General features: G+C 61.7%; 19 protein-coding genes. 13 read left to right on the top strand and 6 right to left on the bottom strand.

Annotated elements, in window-relative coordinates; translation table 11 throughout:
* Together ACNFBR_RS15610 and ACNFBR_RS15605 are read left to right on the top strand one after the other, a co-directional pair.
* Positions 1-1,743, top strand: coding sequence for an AAA family ATPase (locus ACNFBR_RS15610; RefSeq protein WP_416735733.1), 1,743 nt, complete (start codon positions 1-3; stop codon positions 1,741-1,743).
* Between the two features lie 64 nt (positions 1,744-1,807).
* Positions 1,808-2,419 (top strand): 3'-5' exonuclease, encoded by a 612-nt coding sequence (locus ACNFBR_RS15605; protein ID WP_416735732.1) that lies wholly within the window; start codon positions 1,808-1,810, stop codon positions 2,417-2,419.
* A 2-nt stretch (positions 2,420-2,421) separates the two neighbouring features.
* Here ACNFBR_RS15605 and ACNFBR_RS15600 read toward each other — a convergent pair whose 3' ends face one another.
* The gene (locus ACNFBR_RS15600) at positions 2,422-2,955 is read right to left on the bottom strand and encodes a hypothetical protein (protein ID WP_416735731.1); all 534 of its coding nucleotides are present in this window, start codon (positions 2,953-2,955) and stop codon (positions 2,422-2,424) included.
* A gap of 82 nt (positions 2,956-3,037) precedes the next feature.
* Here ACNFBR_RS15600 and ACNFBR_RS15595 point away from each other — a divergent pair, with 82 nt between their 5' ends.
* Genes ACNFBR_RS15595 through ACNFBR_RS15575 form a run of 5 tightly spaced genes read left to right on the top strand, consistent with a single transcriptional unit; the run spans position 3,038 to position 5,850 of the window.
* Positions 3,038-3,355, top strand: a complete 318-nt coding sequence (locus ACNFBR_RS15595; RefSeq protein WP_416735730.1) for a hypothetical protein — start codon at positions 3,038-3,040, stop codon at positions 3,353-3,355.
* The gene (locus ACNFBR_RS15590; RefSeq protein ID WP_416735729.1) at positions 3,352-3,954 is read left to right on the top strand and encodes a hypothetical protein; all 603 of its coding nucleotides are present in this window, start codon (positions 3,352-3,354) and stop codon (positions 3,952-3,954) included. Before ACNFBR_RS15595 ends, ACNFBR_RS15590 begins: the two co-directional genes overlap by 4 nt.
* Positions 3,951-5,339 (top strand): hypothetical protein, encoded by a 1,389-nt coding sequence (locus ACNFBR_RS15585; RefSeq protein WP_416735728.1) that lies wholly within the window; start codon positions 3,951-3,953, stop codon positions 5,337-5,339. The genes ACNFBR_RS15590 and ACNFBR_RS15585 overlap by 4 nt, the downstream gene beginning before the upstream one ends.
* 10 nt (positions 5,340-5,349) lie before the next feature.
* Entirely contained in the window at positions 5,350-5,562 is a 213-nt protein-coding gene (locus ACNFBR_RS15580; protein ID WP_416735727.1) for a hypothetical protein, read from the top strand.
* Between the two features lie 9 nt (positions 5,563-5,571).
* On the top strand, positions 5,572-5,850 hold the full coding sequence (locus ACNFBR_RS15575) for a pyocin activator PrtN family protein (protein ID WP_371040027.1): 279 nt from the start codon (positions 5,572-5,574) through the stop codon (positions 5,848-5,850).
* On the opposite strand, the gene ACNFBR_RS15570 is transcribed toward ACNFBR_RS15575, so the two are convergent.
* Positions 5,819-6,961, bottom strand: a complete 1,143-nt coding sequence (locus ACNFBR_RS15570) for a site-specific integrase (protein ID WP_416735726.1) — start codon at positions 6,959-6,961, stop codon at positions 5,819-5,821. The two genes, ACNFBR_RS15575 and ACNFBR_RS15570, sit on opposite strands and share 32 nt — an antisense overlap.
* A 100-nt stretch (positions 6,962-7,061) precedes the next feature.
* On the opposite strand from ACNFBR_RS15570, the gene dusA reads away from it, so the two are divergent.
* From dusA to ACNFBR_RS15555, 3 genes are all read left to right on the top strand, one after another.
* The gene (dusA, locus tag ACNFBR_RS15565) at positions 7,062-8,072 is read left to right on the top strand and encodes a tRNA dihydrouridine(20/20a) synthase DusA (protein WP_416735725.1); all 1,011 of its coding nucleotides are present in this window, start codon (positions 7,062-7,064) and stop codon (positions 8,070-8,072) included.
* Positions 8,073-8,402: 330 nt separating this feature from the next.
* Entirely contained in the window at positions 8,403-9,329 is a 927-nt protein-coding gene (gene tal / locus ACNFBR_RS15560; RefSeq protein WP_416735724.1) for a transaldolase, read from the top strand.
* Positions 9,330-9,451: 122 nt separating this feature from the next.
* Positions 9,452-11,302, top strand: coding sequence for an alkaline phosphatase D family protein (locus ACNFBR_RS15555; RefSeq protein WP_416735723.1), 1,851 nt, complete (start codon positions 9,452-9,454; stop codon positions 11,300-11,302).
* 77 nt (positions 11,303-11,379) lie between these two features.
* Here the strand turns inward: ACNFBR_RS15555 and rssC are convergent, their stop codons facing one another.
* Together rssC and rssB are read right to left on the bottom strand one after the other, a co-directional pair.
* Entirely contained in the window at positions 11,380-11,862 is a 483-nt protein-coding gene (rssC, locus tag ACNFBR_RS15550) for an anti-sigma factor antagonist RssC (protein WP_009686305.1), read from the bottom strand.
* Positions 11,859-13,040 carry a two-component system response regulator RssB gene (rssB, locus tag ACNFBR_RS15545; RefSeq protein ID WP_416735722.1) on the bottom strand — a complete coding sequence of 394 codons (1,182 nt, stop codon included), beginning with the start codon at positions 13,038-13,040 and terminating at the stop codon, positions 11,859-11,861. Before rssB ends, rssC begins: the two co-directional genes overlap by 4 nt.
* 282 nt (positions 13,041-13,322) lie before the next feature.
* Between rssB and ACNFBR_RS15540 the strand changes: the two genes are divergently transcribed.
* Positions 13,323-13,622, top strand: a complete 300-nt coding sequence (locus tag ACNFBR_RS15540) for a PilZ domain-containing protein (RefSeq protein ID WP_416735721.1) — start codon at positions 13,323-13,325, stop codon at positions 13,620-13,622.
* Between the two features lie 34 nt (positions 13,623-13,656).
* On the opposite strand, the gene ACNFBR_RS15535 is transcribed toward ACNFBR_RS15540, so the two are convergent.
* Positions 13,657-14,364: a VacJ family lipoprotein gene (locus tag ACNFBR_RS15535; RefSeq protein ID WP_416735720.1), complete on the bottom strand. Its 708-nt coding sequence runs from the start codon at positions 14,362-14,364 to the stop codon at positions 13,657-13,659.
* A 200-nt stretch (positions 14,365-14,564) separates the two neighbouring features.
* Here ACNFBR_RS15535 and ACNFBR_RS15530 point away from each other — a divergent pair, with 200 nt between their 5' ends.
* Both ACNFBR_RS15530 and ACNFBR_RS15525 read left to right on the top strand, forming a co-directional pair.
* Positions 14,565-15,128, top strand: coding sequence for a phosphonoacetaldehyde phosphonohydrolase-related protein (locus tag ACNFBR_RS15530; protein ID WP_416735719.1), 564 nt, complete (start codon positions 14,565-14,567; stop codon positions 15,126-15,128).
* Positions 15,129-15,250: 122 nt separating this feature from the next.
* Complete coding sequence (locus tag ACNFBR_RS15525; RefSeq protein WP_051098863.1) at positions 15,251-15,514, top strand: DUF4404 family protein; 264 nt, start codon at positions 15,251-15,253, stop codon at positions 15,512-15,514.
* 130 nt (positions 15,515-15,644) lie between these two features.
* Here the strand turns inward: ACNFBR_RS15525 and queF are convergent, their stop codons facing one another.
* Complete coding sequence (queF, locus tag ACNFBR_RS15520; RefSeq protein ID WP_416735718.1) at positions 15,645-16,475, bottom strand: NADPH-dependent 7-cyano-7-deazaguanine reductase QueF; 831 nt, start codon at positions 16,473-16,475, stop codon at positions 15,645-15,647.
* Positions 16,476-16,520: the final 45 nt, after the last annotated feature.

Genomic DNA, 16,520 nt, shown 5'->3' with positions numbered 1-16,520 from the left:
ATGCATCTCGAACACATCTTCGTCGAGAACTTCCAGGGCCTGCGCAGCGCCAGCCTGGACCTTGCCACGCCGATCACCCTGGTGGCCGGCTTCAACGGTGCCGGTAAATCGTCCTTGCGTGAAGCCATTGGCTTCGCCCTGGGCGGCTCGGGCCGCGTCCAGCACAAGAAGGACTACGGCAAGCTGGTCACCGAGGGTGAGAAGAAAGCCCAGATCATCGTGAGCCACGACGGCGCGGCAAGCAGCTTTTCCCTGCCCAAGGGCACAGCCGAGCGCCACAGCGTGCCCGGCGATGACTACCTGCCGTTCGTACTGACGCCCGGGGCCTTCGCGGCCCTAGACGAGAAAGCCCGACGCGCCCTGCTGTTCAAGCTAACCAAGTCCAGCGCCAAGCCCGACGTTGTTGTGGGCATGCTGGCCAAGCGCAAGGCCAACGCTGCCAAGGTCGAGAAAATCAAGCCGCTGCTGTTGAGCGGCTTCGGCGCTGCCCAGGAGCAGGCAAAGGCCTACGCCGCCGAGTCGCGTGGCGCTTGGAAAGCCATCACTGGCGAGCAGTACGGCAGCGAGAAGGCGGAGGACTGGGCGGTAGAGGTACCGGAAAACATCGCCGACGAAGCGGCACGCGAAGAGGTCTTCAAGAAGCACGCGAAGGTCCAGGCCGATATCGACAACGGCAATCGCTTCATTGGTGAACAGGACGCCAAGCGCCAAGCAGCGCAAGGCCTTGGCCAGCGTAAAGCCGAACTGGAGGAAGCCGCCGGCCTCTACGAACGCGCCTTAGCAAAGCGCACCACCACTGAGCAGGACCTGGCCAAGCTGGAACAGCAGCTGCCTGACCTTCAGGCCCAGTTGAAAGACCAGCAGGCCGGCTCTGGCGGTTGCGAATGCCCGGCTTGCGGAGTTGGGCTCAAGATCGTTGGCAGCAAGCTGGAGTTGTACAAGGGCCTCAAGCAGGACACCGCTTCCACCAGCACACTGGCGCTCGATATCACCAACATGCAGAAGAGCGTCGAAATGCTGCGCCGCACCCTGCAGAACGACATGGCGGCGGTGGCCAAGGCCGAAGCTGCTCGCAACGATCTGCAACAGCTCGAAGGCCAGCAGGCCGAAGCCTTTGACCAAGCCAAGTACGACCGGTCAATTGAATCGCTGAACGCCCTGCGCAAGTTGGAAGGCGAGCTGCGCGCCCAGTACAACGCGCTGTGTGATGCCGCGACCGAAGCCAAGAACGCCGAAGCCAATACCCAGAAGGCCGCCGGCTACCACCTCGACGTTCTGGAATGGGTGCTGATCGAGAAGGCCCTGGCACCTGATGGCATCCCTGGCGAGATCCTGGCCGGCGCACTGCAGCCCTTCAATGCCAGCCTGACCAGAACCTCGAAGCTCACCGGTTGGCCGGTCGTGCAGGTGTCCACCGAAATGGACATCACCGCCGGCGGCCGTCTGTACCAGCTGCTGAGCGAGTCGGAACAGTGGCGCTGCGACACGCTGCTGGCATTGGCCATCGCTGTGCACTCGGGCTTGAAGTTAGTGATGCTCGATCGCTTCGACGTTCTGGACCTGCCGGCGCGCGGCCAACTGCTCGGCATGTTGGTCAGCCTGGCCAAGGCTGGCGAGATCGAAAGCGCCATCGTGCTGGGCACCCTCAAGGCCAAGCCCGCCAAGCTGCCGCCCGAGATCAGCGCGGTATGGATCGAAGGTGGCGTCGCCCAGCAAGACCAGCCGATGCAGCAAGCCGGCTGACCCCATCCCCAGCAAGACCACAGGCGCCTCCGGGCGCCTTCTTTTCGCCTACAGGAAACCCGCCATGTCCGATCTGATCTGCGTCTTCGACACCGAAACAACTGGCTTCCCGAACTTCAAAGCCCCCAGCGACCACCCGGACCAGCCCCACATCGTTGATATCTGCGCCCTGCTCTACACCCCCGAGGGTGAGCTGGTCGACAGCTTCGAAGCCATGGTCCGCCCGGACGGCTGGAGCATCCCCAACGAAGTCGCCGTAATCCACGGCATCACCAACGAACTCGCCCTGGAGCACGGCATTCCCGAGGCCGTGGCCATCGAAGGCTTCTTGAGCATCTGGAACCAGGCCGGCCTGCGCGTGGCGCACAACTTGTCATTCGACGACCGAATCATGCGCATCGGCCTCAAGCGCTTCCAGGATGCATGGGTGGCCGAGGCATACCGCGAAGCCCCGAAGTTCTGCACCTGCACCTCTACCACCAGCATCGTGAAGTGTCCACCCACCGAGAAAATGATCGCCGCTGGCCGCGGGAAGCAGCACAAGCCGCCAACCGTCACTGAAGCATTGAAATTCTTCACCGGTGAGGACCTGGTCGGCGGGCACCGCGCCCGCCCAGATGCCGAGGCTTGCGCCCGCGTGTATTTCGCCCTTCAGGCCTTCCAGTCGGTGGCGTAGATTTACCTGCCCCCGGAAGGCTCCACCGCAATGGGCAGCTTGCCTGCCCGAATGTTCAAAAACAGCCCTTCAACCACCGGCCTAAACGCTGGATCTTTAAACATGCTGGTCAGGGTGCCCAGGGCCTGACCAGCTGGACCAATGAAAGTGAACCGTGGGTCATGGAATTCACAGCTATCGAAGTCAAACCGGTCTTGGCCATCAAGAACCATTTCACTGTGGTGGAATTTGCATTTTACAAAACGCTTACCGCTGACTACGACCTGCTCAGTCCCAAAAGTCTTATCTGCCACCAAAACCAACTCTTTTGCTTGAGTCCGATTGATTCGAGTTCCGTACAAGATCCACCCAAAAAAAGCAGAAATCACAATTAGAACAATGAGCCACGCGGGGACGCTTAACGATTTTGACAAATAGTCTCGATAGAGCACCTCCCATCCAAGAATAAGGCCAGCGATTGCTGAAAGCAGGGTAAGCACGAACATACCCACCACAACAATGGGATTGGTCATCAGGAAATTCGAAAGTCGCTTCATCCATCGGTCCTCATATGCCGGCCCCATGCCAGCACGCCAGTCATAGCCCAACTCACTGAACTTATCCAGCTGAGGTAGCACCATGAACCCAACCGCCCAGGCGGCCCTTGACCGGGCTCGCCGCTCTACCCCTGCGCCAGTTCCAGCCTATTCCACCGAAACCGCCATCCGCCCCAAGCCCATCCCGGTGCTGGTGGTACATGGCCCCATCAACGAATACATGCGCCAGCAGGCACGCAAGGAAGCCACCGACACGGTTCTGGCCATGCACCGCACGCTGGCCGCCACCAACGGCGTGGCCCTGGTGGTGGAACACCTCAAGCGCACCGCCGCCGACAAGCCCGGCAGCCATATCGCCGGTTACCTGGACGTCATTCAACTACTGGAGCAAGGGCAATGAAGAAACCACCACTGGCCGAGCGCGCGGTTGCCGCAGTTGCCCGGTACGAGCGCGCGGCCGCAGAGCTGACCAACATTAAAAGGGCCATCGTGGCGGCTCTGGACAAGTGCCCGATCACCATCGAGGCCTTCAGCGATTCTGGGATGGAGTCTTTCGACCGCGGGCATTCGCTGCTGTGGGATGGCACTCGCCCTAACACCCACCTGCACAGGGCTCTGACCAATACCGTCAGCGATTACTGCTCTGAGCGGCGCCTTGATCAAGAAGAGATAAGCGACCAGCTCACTGGTTGGGACGATGACGATCCAGACGCCTGCCCACACTGCCTTGCGGCCTGGAACCTGATCCTGTCGCGGAAAGCTGCTCGGGCAGAGCTCGGTCAAGCCAAACGGCTGGTCCGCGCCCTGGGCAAGTTGGCCATCAAATCAGAGCCCGCTGAGCCGGAGCGGTCCTGTGCTGCCAAGGAATGCCAGCAACCCCGCGTCGACGGGACGATGTTTTGCGGCGAGCACCAGTCGGTTAAAGGCCGGAGGCCGCAGCGCCATATCACCAACGAGCATCTCTCCCACATGATGCAACAGGATGGGTATCAGCAATGAGCATCTTATTCAAAGGCGACAACAAGGCCTTGATCATCAGTATCAACGCGCTGCTTGCGCTGGACGCCAAGGGAGCCCTGGCACCGCATGGCATAGGAGGGATGGCCCGGGATCTTCTGGAGACCTGCGCAGCACGACTGCCAACCGAGCAGCACAATGGCGAGCTGGTGGAACTACCAGTCTGCAACGCCAAGCTGAGCTATTCCCACGACTGGGACCAAGGCTATCGCGGCGGCTGGAGGGCCTGCCTCGACGAGGTCGCCAAGCTCGGCCCGCTCTACAACCACGCCGATCCAAGCGACATCCGCGCGACGAAGCAGGCGCTGGAGAGCCTAAAGGGTGAAGCCAGTGACTTGCGCACCCAGTTGGCCGAGCGCACTGCTGATCGCGATGAAAGACTTCGCAAGAACCTGAATTATCGGGATTTGCTCCGCGCGGTAATCAACGGTAAGTCTCGCACGCAGTTCGATGGCGATCTAATGCATCGAATCCTGATGGCCCTATCCGCCAGCGCAGAGCCGAGCTCGGCGAAATGCGAAGCCTGCAAAGGCAATGGCGTGATCGGATGGACCCGTGGACAGACTGCCGAATCCTTCGAACAGGGCGAGTCGCCCTGTGAAGACTGCAACGCTACCGGTTACGCCCACTCGAACGGTATGGCCGTTTCGGGGACATGCGCCACCTGCAATGGCCTCGGTACTGTGCCAGACGGTGAGATCAGTGGTCTGGATGGCATTGCGTTTGAGAACGGTCCTGTTGAATGCGTCAAGGACTGCCCGGATTGTGGATCTGGCCCTGATGCTCTAACCGACCTCGCCACCTGGAAGCGCCGCGCAATCGAGGCCGAGTCCAAGCTGCGTACCTATGACCCGAAGGTCCTGGAGCTGAGCCAGCAAGAGGTGGCATCGCTGCTGGCGGAACCCCGGCCGAGCGAGGTTGTGCTGATGAAGTGCGTGCTGTGCGACCAGTTGCAGGCCGACCTGACGGAGCGGGATCAACAGATAGACGCGTTGAGCATGGACGCCGGCCGTTACCGCTGGCTGCGCTCCCGCGATCTGGAAACGATCAGCAAGGGCGGCGTGTTCGCAGGCCTGACTCCGGACAACCTGGTGCTCAATGAGGAAACACTCGATCACGCCATTGATGCCGCAATGGCGAAGCCCAAGTGCCGGCATTGTGGCGACACCGGCCAGATCATGGTGGGCCGTAGCGGACAGGCTGAGGATGGCAACGCACCAATCATGGAGCCGTGCGAAGACTGCGACCGTGGCATGCCGGATCTGGCCAGCCGACCCGAAGAACGCGGGACGCCGGAAACCGAACCCTGCTCAGGCTGCGGAACACCCGGTTGGACCGGAGCCTGCAACAAGTGCGTTCCTTACTGAGGCCGGTGCCATGCGACCAGTTACCGTCTTCTGGGCCTGCCTCACCGCAGCAGCCTTTGCCTTCCTGATCGGCGTGGTGCTCACCATCTACGCCACCAACCAGCGCGTTACCCAGGCCGATGACCAGCACCCGCCACCACCCGCCGGCGACCAGTTCGATGAAGGCCCGGTGCTGGCCCGGTTGCCGGCCGCACACCTTGCCCCTGTCCGTTACATTTTCTGAGAGGTCAACATGAATACCGCCTTCCTGCTGATGGCCCAGTACAACGGCCAGGCCATCATCCCCATCGAGCTGGTCTGCAAAGACTACTTCGACATCACCCCCACCAAGCTCAAGGCCAAGGTGGCCAAGGGCGAAATCAACCTGCCGCTGGTCTGGATGGAGTCGAGCCAGAAGGGTGCACGCGGTGTGCACCTGAGCGATCTGGCTTCCTACATCGACAGCCAGCACGCGAAAGCCAAGGCCGAGCAGGACAAGCTCATGGGCCAGGGTTCTCGCCGCGCCTCTTGATTCGCCTCTGGGCCTCGATAACGGGGCCCGTTACCACCTCCTCCAGCATCTCCCACCCTTCATAAGGGTCTCCCTTCCCCCGCAGGTGCGTATAGCGCCGCATCGAGTTCCAATCCCGGTGGCCCGACACGCTGGCCACGCGCGGAATATCCCACCCTTTTTCGAACAAGCGGCTTACGCCATCGTGGCGCAGGTCGTGGAAGTGCAGGTCATCGATCTGCAAGAAGTGGCACGCCCTGGTAAAGGACGCCGATATCGACCTGGAGTTGTACGGGAACACCTCGTCGGCAACCCGCGGCATTGACTCCAGGATGCGCCAGGCCTCATCAGGCATATGGCACCACACGTCGTTGCCATACTTCTGGCCAGGGTTCTTCATGTCGGTGATGAGAGCCGACTGCTCCTGGTCGTTGAGCGCATCCCAGCGGATCCGCGTGATCTCTTCCTGGCGCCGGGTCGAGAAAAGCGCGAAGACCACCACCCGCACCATGTCGATCTCCTGCTTGCGGCGGTCGCGCATCTCCTGGAAGTACTTGATGATGCGTTGCAGCTCATCCATGGTCGGCCGGCGGTTGCGCTCCACGCTCTTGGTGACAGCGCCCATCTTCTTTAATACGCGCCGGGCATCAGGCATGGCCTGCGGATCAACCTCATAGCCCCAAGCCGGCCGGGCCACGGACAACACAGCGCCGAGGTGGGCAAGGTCGTTGCCGACCGTCTGCGGCTGGATGCCGTCCTTTTCGATCCGGTCCATGGCGTAGTCAACCAGCTTCTGGCTGGTCAGCTGTTGGTCTTCCAATTCTCCAAGCCAGCTTTCACCAATAGCCTTGAGGGTCGCGCGCTTGGTCTTGCCCAGCGGCCGCAGCTTCTCGTACTCCACCAGGTACTTGTCGATCATCTGCTTGATCGTTACGCCCTTGCGGTTGGCCTTCTCGATGGCACCCGGCTCGTACAGTTCGGCCTCACGCTTCCTGATCCAGGCCTGCGCCGTCGCCTTCCGGTCGAAGGTCTGGCTTTCCTGATAAACTGCCTTCCCTTCAATCATGATACGGATCTGGGCTGTAAAGCCGGATGACCCGTCCTTGCGCTTGCGCTGCGTGATGGTTCCCATGGTTTTGCTACATGACCGATTTGATTTGCTACATTGTAGCAACGCTTGTAGCAAAACCAGCAAAAACCGGAAAAAAGCGGCATCAAACAGAGAGCCACAAATGCTACAGAAACAAGCGGAAAACCCCGGAACCTCAGGCGATACGGTAGTTAGGAGGTTTTCTGTTGCACCGATGATGGACTGGACTGACCGCCACTGCCGGTTCTTCCTGCGCCTGCTCTCCAAGCAAACCCTGCTCTACACCGAAATGGTCACCACCGGCGCCCTGCTGCACAACGACGCCCACCGTTTCCTTCGCCACGATGCCTCCGAGCACCCGCTGGCGCTGCAGCTGGGCGGCAGTGTGCCAGCCGACCTGGCTGCCTGCGCGCGCCTGGCTGAAGAAGCGGGCTACGACGAAGTCAACCTCAACGTCGGCTGCCCGAGCGACCGGGTGCAGAACAACATGATCGGCGCCTGCCTGATGGCTCACCCGGCATTGGTGGCCGATTGCGTGAAGGCCATGCGCGATGCGGTGTCGACCCCGGTGACGGTGAAGCACCGCATTGGCATCAATGGCCGCGACAGCTACGCCGAACTGTGCGACTTCGTCGGCCAAGTGCGCGAGGCCGGCTGCCGGAGTTTTACCGTGCATGCGCGTATCGCGATTCTGGAAGGGTTGTCGCCAAAGGAAAACCGCGAAATCCCCCCCCTGCGCTACGACGTGGCTGCGCAGTTGAAGGCGGACTTCCCAGACCTGGAGATCGTGCTCAACGGCGGGATCAAGACCTTGGACGAATGCCAGACGCACCTTGAAACCTTCGATGGCGTGATGCTGGGGCGTGAGGCGTATCACAACCCTTATCTGCTGGCCGAAGTGGACCAGCAGCTGTTTGCCAGCGATGCGCCGGTGGTCAGCCGTAGCGAGGCGCTGGCGCAGTTGCGGCCTTATATCGTGGCGCACATGGAAGCTGGTGGCGCGATGCACCACGTTACCCGGCATATTCTGGGGCTGGCCCAAGGGTTCAAGGGGGCACGGCGCTTCCGCCAGTTGCTGTCGGCGGACATTCACAAGGCGGCTGAACCGTTGGCGGTGTTCGACCAAGCGGTGGAGCTGTTGCAGGGGCGGTGACTTGGCATGGCGGGCGCGATGGGCCAACGCCTGCGCGATACCTGTGGGAGCGGGCTTGCCCGCGAAGCATCCAACACGGTGAATGGCACCGGCTGCGCCGGTGTTCGCGGGCTCGCCCGCTCCCACAGTGATCGCGTGGATTTCTAGATTTTGAGCAAGCCAGCTGCATCCACAACGGCCCATGCCAGCAGATACGGAACCTCATGGCGGCTTGCGACTCGAATAATCACCTTTCGCACCGCCCTTGGCGGGCAAGCCCGTACCTACAGCCCTTGAGCGGCTGTCGGGGCTCGGGTAATGTCGAGTAAATGCACAGGACAGAGCACGCCCATGACCTCCAAGCTGGAACAACTCAAGCAGTTCACCACCGTGGTCGCCGACACCGGGGACCTGGACGCCATCACCCGCCTGAAGCCGGTCGATGCCACCACCAACCCGTCGCTGTTGCTCAAGGCCGCCGCCATCCCGGGCTACGCCGACTTGCTCAAGCAGGTGAAGGCCGACGCCAAGGGTAATGTCGACCTGGCCTGCGACCAGTTTGCGGTGGCCGTGGGCTCGGGCATTCTCAAGGTCATCCCGGGGCGCATCTCGACCGAGGTGGATGCACGCCTGTCGTTCGATGAGCCAGCCCTGCTGAACAAGGCACGCCAGCTGATCGCCCTGTACGAAGCTGCCGGGGTGCCAAAAGACCGCGTACTGATCAAGCTGGCCTCCACCTGGGAAGGCATTCGCGCCGCCGAGAAGCTGGAGAAGGAGGGCATCCAGACCAACCTCACCCTGCTGTTCTCCTTCGCCCAGGCCCAGGCCTGCGCCGATGCCGGGGTGTTCCTGATTTCGCCATTCGTGGGCCGTATCTACGACTGGTACAAGAAGAGCACCGGCCAGGAATACGTAGGCGCCGAGGACCCAGGCGTGCAGTCGGTCACGCGCATCTACAACTACTACAAGGCCAATGGCTACAACACCGTGGTCATGGGCGCCAGCTTCCGCAATATTGGCCAGATCGAACAACTGGCCGGCTGCGACCGCCTGACCATCAGCCCGGAACTGCTGCAGCAGCTCAGCGATGACCAAGGTGAGCTGCCGCAGGTGCTGAAGCCAGGCAATGCCGGTGAAGCCAAGCAGCAGCTGAACGAAAGCCAGTTCCGCTGGGCGATGAACGAAGACGCCATGGGCACCGAGAAGCTGGCCGAGGGCATCCGCCAGTTTGCGCGGGACCAGGAGAAGCTGGAGAAGTTGATGGCTGAAAAGGCCTGATACAGTTCTGGTTTGCCCGACGGGCGGAAAGTGTTCAGCATTTTCCGCCCGTTTTTCGTCTGGCACCCAGTAAGTGCCCGGCCTTAGCAGTTTGTTGATTTCACCGGCCCTCAGAGCTGTCGATGACCTCCTCCGCATCCTTACCTCTCGTTCTCGCCGGCCCGGTATTGCGCCGCCTGGAACCCCAGCGCCTGGCCATCTGGCTGGTCGCCACCCAACCGCTGCAACCCGAGTTCATTTGCCCGGCCAGCGAAACCCAGGTCGACTGCCAGGTAGTCGCGATCGGCCAGCACGCGTTCATCCACCTGCTGGATATCCAGTTCGCCACCCCTCTGCCGTGCAACCAGCAGCTCGACTATGACCTGCTCATCAACGGCCGAGGCATCGCAGACTGGGCAGCGCACCTGCTCTACCCCGGCACCCAACGTCCAAACCTGGTGCTACGCGAGCGCCTCGACCACTTGCTGCACGGCTCCTGCCGCAAACCGCATCATCCCGCTGCCGACGGCCTGCTGTGCGCCGATCGGCTGCTGCAGGCCTGCGCCAAGCCCGAAGACCGCCCCGCCGTGCTGCTGATGACCGGCGACCAGGTGTACGCCGATGATGTCGCCGGCCCCATGCTGCGGGCCATCCATAGCCTGATCACGCGCCTGGGCCTGTTCGACGAGCAGCTGGAGGGTGCCGTGGTAGCCGACAGCCAAGCGCTCTACCAGCACCCGGCCAGCTACTACCACCGCGCCGACCTGCTGCCGGCGCAAGCACTGAACGACACCCTGCGCGAACGCTTTTTCGGCGGCAAGCGCAAGCCAATCTTCTCCTCCAGCAATGCCGACAACCACCTGGTGACCTTCGCCGAAGTCATGGCCATGTACCTGCTGGTGTGGTCGCCCGTGCCCTGGCAACTGGTGAACATGGACATGCCCGGCGGGCTCAGCGACGAGCAGCAAGCCCGCTATCGACAGGAGTTGCCGCACATCCAGGCGTTTGCCGACAACCTCGGCCAGGTGGCGCGGGTGATGGCCCACCTGCCCTGCCTGATGATCTTCGACGACCATGACATCACCGATGACTGGAACCTCTCCGCGCAGTGGGAAGAAACCGCCTACGGCCACCCGTTCTCGCGCAGAATCATCGGCAATGCCCTGCTCGGCTACCTGCTCTGCCAGGCCTGGGGTAACCACCCGGACGGCTGCAAACCACTGATCGAACAGTGCCAGGCAACGACCAGCCACAACCCGGATGAACTGATTGACGCTCTGCTGCGCTTCCAGGGCTGGCAGTTCAGCCTGCCTACCGAACCGCCGCTGCTGGTACTGGACACCCGCACCCGCCGCTGGCGCAGCGAAAGTAACCTGGCCAAGCCTTCCGGCCTGCTTGATTGGGAGGCGCTGAGCGAGTTGCAGCACGCGCTGCTCGACCATCCGTCGGCGATCATCGTGTCGCCTGCGCCGATTTTCGGCGTGAAGTTAATCGAAACGGTACAAAAGGTGTTCAGCTGGCTGGGCTACCCGCTGCTGGTGGATGCCGAGAACTGGATGGCCCACCGCGGTGCGGCGCAGGTCATCCTGAATATCTTCCGCCACTCGCGTACACCGGGGCACTACGTGGTGCTGTCCGGGGATGTGCATTACTCGTTCGTCTACGAGGTGCTGATTCGCCATCGCCAACGCAGCCCACATCTGTGGCAGGTGACCAGCAGCGGGATCAAGAACGAGTTCCCCCGGCGCTTGCTGGATGTGCTCGACCGGCTCAACCGCTGGCTGTATGCGCCACGCTCACCGCTCAACTGGTTTACCAAGCGCCGCGAGATGCAGGTGGTGCCGCGTACGCCCAGCCATAGCAAGGCTGGCGAGCGGTTATGGAACGGCGCAGGGTTGGGGCAGGTGTTCTTTGATGAACTAGGGCGGCCGGCGCGGGTGTACCAGCTGGATGCGAGCGGGGGCGAGGCAACCGAGTTTGTTGGCAGGCACTAGTTCGGTAGGGGTATTACTGCTGCCTGCCCCGGCCTCTTCGCGTGGTTACCCGAGAAGAGGCCAACACACTCTCAGGGTCAGCTGCGCTCCAGCGCATTGACCAGGTCATGGAAGGCTTCGCGGTTGGAGTCGTTCAGCCCCATGAGGATCTTGTGCGCCTCCAGCACCTTGGAGCGCACCACGTCTTCGTTCTGGTCCTGCGACGGCAGGTCGGTCAGGCATTCAGGGCAAGGTATAGGCCGATCGACGATGTTGAACACCTGATCGAAGCCCATCGACTGCAACAGCCGGGAAATGTCCGGGTTGGTGGTGACCACGGTTGGCAGCAGACCCACTTTCTGCCGCGACAGAATCGACAGCTTGGCCAGCAGCCCCAGGGTGGTGCTGTCGATACTTTCGGTTTCGGTCAGGTCGATGACAATCGCCGAGAAGTTCAGCGCGGTGAAAATCTTCTCGATCGTCGCATCCAGCGCCGAACACAGGGTCAGGCGCACTTCACCGACGAATTTCAGTACGAAGGTACCGCTCTGCTCGGCGAACTGGATTCTACCGGTACTCATTGAAGGTTCCTGCTCAACACCAATAGGGCGATATCATCCGGCATCTCCCCAAGCGTAGCCAATCCAAATCGTTGACGCAGCCCATCCAGGCTGCCACCTGCTGCCTTGACGATCTCCGGCAAGGCGGCTTCTTTATCTTTGAGCGTATCACCCGGCAAAAGGTCCAGAATGCCATCGGACATCAAGCTGAGGCTGAACTGCGGGGGCAGCTCTACCACCAGGTCCTGGTAGGTGGCCTCGTCGAACAGCCCCACCGGCAGGCCACGGCCTTCCAGGTAGTGGGTGTGCTCGGGGGTGTGCAGCACTGGCAGCGGCAAGTGGCCGCCGACGGCGTAGGTCAGCAGCCCCGACTCTTCGTCGATCACCCCGCCGACCATGGTGACGTGTTTGCCCAGCTTGCTATTGATCAGGCCGCGGTTGATGTGGCTGAGCACTTCCGACGGCTTGAACTCACGCATCTTGCTGCGTTTGAGCTCGAACATGAGCCGCGTGGTCATGAACTTCAACAGCACGGTAACAAAGGCCGACGACGCGCCATGCCCGGAAACATCGGCAAGGTAGAAGGCAATACGCCGTTCGTCCACGCGGAAGTAATCGACGAAATCACCCGACAGGTACAACGACGGGATGATTTGGTGCTCGAAGGCGAACTCGCCGGCTGCCCAAGGGCTCTCCGGCAGCATGTTCATCTGCACCTGGCGACCGGCGGTCTGGTCCTCCTGCAACAGGTGCAGGCTAGCCTCCAGTTCGCGATTGGCAGCTTCGAGCTTGTCACGGTAGCGCTGGTTTTCCAGCACCAGCCGCGAGCGATCGAGCGCGCGACGCACCGAATGCTCGAGTACGGCCAGGTCTTCCAGCGGCTTGATCAGGTAGTCGGCGGCGCCCAGGCGCAACGCTTCCACCGCATCACTCATGACGCCGGCTCCCGACACCACGATCACCGGCAACTGCGGCGCGCGCTCGCTGACCTGACGGATCAGTTCGAGGCCGCCCATCTGCGGCATGCGCAGATCGCAGATCACGAGGTCGGGCTGGTGTTCTTCGAAGACCTGAAGCCCCTGCTGGCCATTGCCGGCCTGGAGGACGCTGAAGCCACTGTCTTCAAGGTAGGCGGCGAGGCTTGCACGGACCACGTCGTCGTCATCGATGATCAGCAGCGTTGCACTGGTTTTCTGCATGTGGGCGAACGGCGCCGATTTGGGTTGGTGCAGCGGTGTCGGCAAGGCAGACGGCCAGCTACGGGAATTCTTTATGGTCACACTCTACTTTGAGTTGTAGGACAAGAACACCTGCCCGGCAACTGTCCGGCAACTGTGAGAGCTACCTTGTAAGGCGCAGACGGTACTCCCATCCGCCAAGCGTTTCAAGCATGCAAGGGTCGACCTCGCTGCTCTTTACAGGGCAAATCACCGGGAGTTATAAGAAAGTCGACCAGCGCAACCCGATGGGAAGGATGCAGCATGCCCCACACGCCCTCCAGCCACAGCGAGAAACGCGACTTCATTCGCATGCGCATCGATACCGAGGTCAGCCTTTTGCACGAAGGCCAGGTGATTGCGGCGGTGTGCCTGGACCTGTCCAGCGGCGGCATGCAGGTGCAGGCGCAGCAGCATTTTCTGGTAGGGGATCATATCGAGGTGCGGATCGACTCCGACCACCCGGCGCTGAAGGGGCTGCATGCCAGCACCGAAGTGGTATGGATTGCCGACCAGCCGGGTGGGCAGCAGAAGTTCGGGCTGCGGATTCTGGCCATGCATTGAACCAGGGGCCGCATTGCGGCCCCCTGTTCATGCATCAGAAGTCGTCTTCGACCTCGCCATCCTTGACCTTGAACTCGCGGTTCTGCAGGTAGGCATTGCGGATGAAGATGTACTTGTCACCCTGAATCAGCTTCTCGGCCGAGAGCAAGCTGGCGCGGGTATCGATCACGTCCAGGGCGAAGATCGAGTTGCGCGTTGGCACATGGTCGATGTAACGGTAGGGTTCGGTATAGGTGTCCGGGTACTTGGCCACGCCATCACGCACGGTGCTTGGGCCCAGTAGCGGGATGACCACGTACGGGCCGCTCGGCACGCCCCAGTAGCCCAAGGTCTGGCCAAAGTCCTCGTCGTTGCGCTGCAGGCCCATCTTGGTACCCACATCGAAGAAGCCACCCAGGCCGAAGGTGGTGTTGACGATCAGCCGCGCAGTATCCACGCCCGCCGCATGGGGCTTGAGCTGCAGCAGGTCGTTGGCCAGGTTGGTCACGTCGCCCAGGTTGCGGAAGATGTTGTGGATGCCATCTTCGAGGAACTGCGGAGTGACTGCCTGGTAACCCTTGGCCAATGGCTTGAGGGCATAAGTGTCGAGGGTGTCGTTGAAGCGGAAGATCGGGCGGTTGACCGCTTCCCAGGGATCTTCCTCGGTGGCGGCCTGGGTGGCTGCCACGGGCGCCAGCAGCATGCTGGCGCAGACACAGGCCTGGGTGACTCGTTCGATCACACTGGCACCGATCCTACGCATAGGTGTTTCTCCATCGAATTTCTCGGTCGCAAGCGCAACGGGTCGCGCCGCTATCAAGGCGGCAGTATAGAGGCTTGCGGGCTGATAAACAGCTTTACACATTTTTGCTCAATATTTTGTGAACATCTGTTGCCAGGGGCCAGTGTCACAGGGCGGTAACAAACAGCGCTTAGCCTGCGGACTATTTGGGGGAATTTGCCATGGACGCTGCACCCGCCTTCACTGCTGTGTTGTTCGGCTTGCGCGGCTGCCTGGTGCAGGCCGCCAATGGCGCCCCCTCGCCCGCCCCCGGCGCCTTGGCCACCCTCGCCAGCCTGCACCAGCGCCAGGTGCCGTGCATCTGGCTGGACGACCTCAATACCACGCAAAGCAAGCGCCTGGCGCATGTGCTTCCCGAGTGGCTGCCGGGGCATTCGGTCAATGGTGTGCGCTGGCCTGCGCCAAATGCCTGCTGGCAGGCGCTGATGACCCTGGACAGCGAACGCCTGGACGGCTGCGTACTGGTCAGCGGCGACCCACGCTTACTGCAGTCGGGCCTGAACGCAGGGCTATGGACGGTGGGCCTGGCCGCCTGCAGCCCGTTCTGCGACCGCAGCTCCGAGCAATGGCAAGCCATGACTTCGCAAGAACAGGACCTGGCCCGCGGCAAGGCGACGCTGGAGCTGTTCGGCCTGGGCGTGCATTCGGTGATCGACCACCTGGAAGCACTGGACACCTGCCTGCAGGACATCGCCCAGCGCCGGCGCAAGGGTGAAAAACCCTGATACAGCACCTTTGACGCGGATCATGCAAATCGGCGGCAGGTGGATTACGCTGAAGGCAGGCCAGAACCTTTGCCGCTTCGCTGAGGTCCATGGCTTGCCAAGCCATTGATGGAGAAATGCCAATGCCTGCCCGCGAATTGCAAGAGCGCCTGAACAGCTTGCGCGAGCAACTGGACCGCAACGTACCGCTTTCGGAAGAAGAGCTGGCCGCACTGCACGAAGAAGCGCGCCAGATCGAGGCGCAACTGAAACTTGAGGAAGCCACGCCGGACCACAACCTGGTGGACGGCGTTAACCTGGCGATCGAACGCTTCGAGGCCGACCACCCCGACCTCACCGCCACCCTGCGCAGCATTGCCAACTCGCTGCATAGCATGGGGATTTGAAATAGCGGGGGGCTGCTTTGCAGCCCATTCGCAGCACAAGGCTGCTCCTACAGAGAGAACGCATGACCTCTGTAGGAGCAGCCTTGTGCTGCGAATGGGCCGCAAAGCGGCCCCCGCCTAAACGTGCCGCTTACTGCCGAACCAACCGCGTGTTATCCGGGCTGATTGCCCCGGTGCTGCGGTACGGGTTGATATCCAGCCCCCCTCGGCGCACATAACGCGCATACACCGTCAGGTGCTCCGGCTGCAGCAGGTTCTTCAAATCCAGGTATATCCGTTCCACGCACTGCTCATGGAAGTCGGCATGCTGGCGGAAGCTGACCAGGTAGGTGAGCAGGCTGGCGTGGTCCAGCGCCCTGCCCTTGTACTCGACCACCACGCTACCCCAGTCCGGCTGGCCGGTGACCGGGCAGTTGGACTTGAGCAAATGGCTGTGCAAGGTTTCTTCCACCACCTGCTCCGGGTTGCAGCGCAGCAGCTTTGGCTGCGGCTGCTCGTAATTGCTGATGGCCACGTCCAGCCCATCGATACACAGCCCCGGCAAGGCCACCACACCCTGGGCTTCAACCTCGGCCAGCGTGCGCACCTTCACGCCCACCGGCTTGCCGGCAGCGGCGGACAGGTCTTTCTCCAGGCAGGCCTGCAACTCGCCCAACGAGGCGAACACCGTCTGGTTCAGTGAGTTGAGATACAGCTTGAACGACTTGGACTCGATGATGTTCGGCGAGTCGGCCGGGATGGCGAACTCGCCGATCGCCACCACCGGCTTGCCCGAAGGCAGCAGCCAGCTCAACTCGAAGCAGTTCCAGTAATCCACGCCCTGCCAGGGCAAGGTCTGTGCAGTGACGCCCAGCTCGGCCCACTTGGCAGTACGCGGAATCGGGAACAACTGCTCCGGGGAATAGGTGGCGATGTATTCGCTGGATTTGCCCAGCGGGGAGTGTTCGGCAGCGGGATGCATGGAAACTGACCTGAAGGTTCGAAATTGCTCCTAGTCTACCGGTTT

Origin of the sequence: Pseudomonas sp. NY11955 (assembly GCF_048068035.1) — a bacterium.
Lineage (GTDB): Bacteria > Pseudomonadota > Gammaproteobacteria > Pseudomonadales > Pseudomonadaceae > Aquipseudomonas.
The sequence above is the reverse complement of the archived record's forward strand: the minus strand, read 5'-3'. Positions and strand labels throughout refer to the sequence as shown.

Excerpts from the sequence above, each read along its gene's own strand:
- ACNFBR_RS15610 (WP_416735733.1), top strand. The coding sequence starts at position 1 with ATGCATCTCGAACACATCTTCGTCGAGAACTTCCAGGGCCTGCGCAGC.
- rssC (WP_009686305.1), bottom strand. The coding sequence starts at position 11,862 with ATGAGTACCGGTAGAATCCAGTTCGCCGAGCAGAGCGGTACCTTCGTA.
- ACNFBR_RS15540 (WP_416735721.1), top strand. The coding sequence starts at position 13,323 with ATGCCCCACACGCCCTCCAGCCACAGCGAGAAACGCGACTTCATTCGC.
- ACNFBR_RS15525 (WP_051098863.1), top strand. The coding sequence starts at position 15,251 with ATGCCTGCCCGCGAATTGCAAGAGCGCCTGAACAGCTTGCGCGAGCAA.
- ACNFBR_RS15575 (WP_371040027.1), top strand. The coding sequence starts at position 5,572 with ATGAATACCGCCTTCCTGCTGATGGCCCAGTACAACGGCCAGGCCATC.
- ACNFBR_RS15535 (WP_416735720.1), bottom strand. The coding sequence starts at position 14,364 with ATGCGTAGGATCGGTGCCAGTGTGATCGAACGAGTCACCCAGGCCTGT.
- ACNFBR_RS15580 (WP_416735727.1), top strand. The coding sequence starts at position 5,350 with ATGCGACCAGTTACCGTCTTCTGGGCCTGCCTCACCGCAGCAGCCTTT.
- ACNFBR_RS15600 (WP_416735731.1), bottom strand. The coding sequence starts at position 2,955 with ATGAAGCGACTTTCGAATTTCCTGATGACCAATCCCATTGTTGTGGTG.
- ACNFBR_RS15605 (WP_416735732.1), top strand. The coding sequence starts at position 1,808 with ATGTCCGATCTGATCTGCGTCTTCGACACCGAAACAACTGGCTTCCCG.
- ACNFBR_RS15555 (WP_416735723.1), top strand. The coding sequence starts at position 9,452 with ATGACCTCCTCCGCATCCTTACCTCTCGTTCTCGCCGGCCCGGTATTG.
- rssB (WP_416735722.1), bottom strand. The coding sequence starts at position 13,040 with ATGCAGAAAACCAGTGCAACGCTGCTGATCATCGATGACGACGACGTG.
- ACNFBR_RS15530 (WP_416735719.1), top strand. The coding sequence starts at position 14,565 with ATGGACGCTGCACCCGCCTTCACTGCTGTGTTGTTCGGCTTGCGCGGC.
- ACNFBR_RS15570 (WP_416735726.1), bottom strand. The coding sequence starts at position 6,961 with ATGGGAACCATCACGCAGCGCAAGCGCAAGGACGGGTCATCCGGCTTT.
- ACNFBR_RS15595 (WP_416735730.1), top strand. The coding sequence starts at position 3,038 with ATGAACCCAACCGCCCAGGCGGCCCTTGACCGGGCTCGCCGCTCTACC.
- queF (WP_416735718.1), bottom strand. The coding sequence starts at position 16,475 with ATGCATCCCGCTGCCGAACACTCCCCGCTGGGCAAATCCAGCGAATAC.
- dusA (WP_416735725.1), top strand. The coding sequence starts at position 7,062 with ATGCTACAGAAACAAGCGGAAAACCCCGGAACCTCAGGCGATACGGTA.
- ACNFBR_RS15590 (WP_416735729.1), top strand. The coding sequence starts at position 3,352 with ATGAAGAAACCACCACTGGCCGAGCGCGCGGTTGCCGCAGTTGCCCGG.
- ACNFBR_RS15585 (WP_416735728.1), top strand. The coding sequence starts at position 3,951 with ATGAGCATCTTATTCAAAGGCGACAACAAGGCCTTGATCATCAGTATC.
- tal (WP_416735724.1), top strand. The coding sequence starts at position 8,403 with ATGACCTCCAAGCTGGAACAACTCAAGCAGTTCACCACCGTGGTCGCC.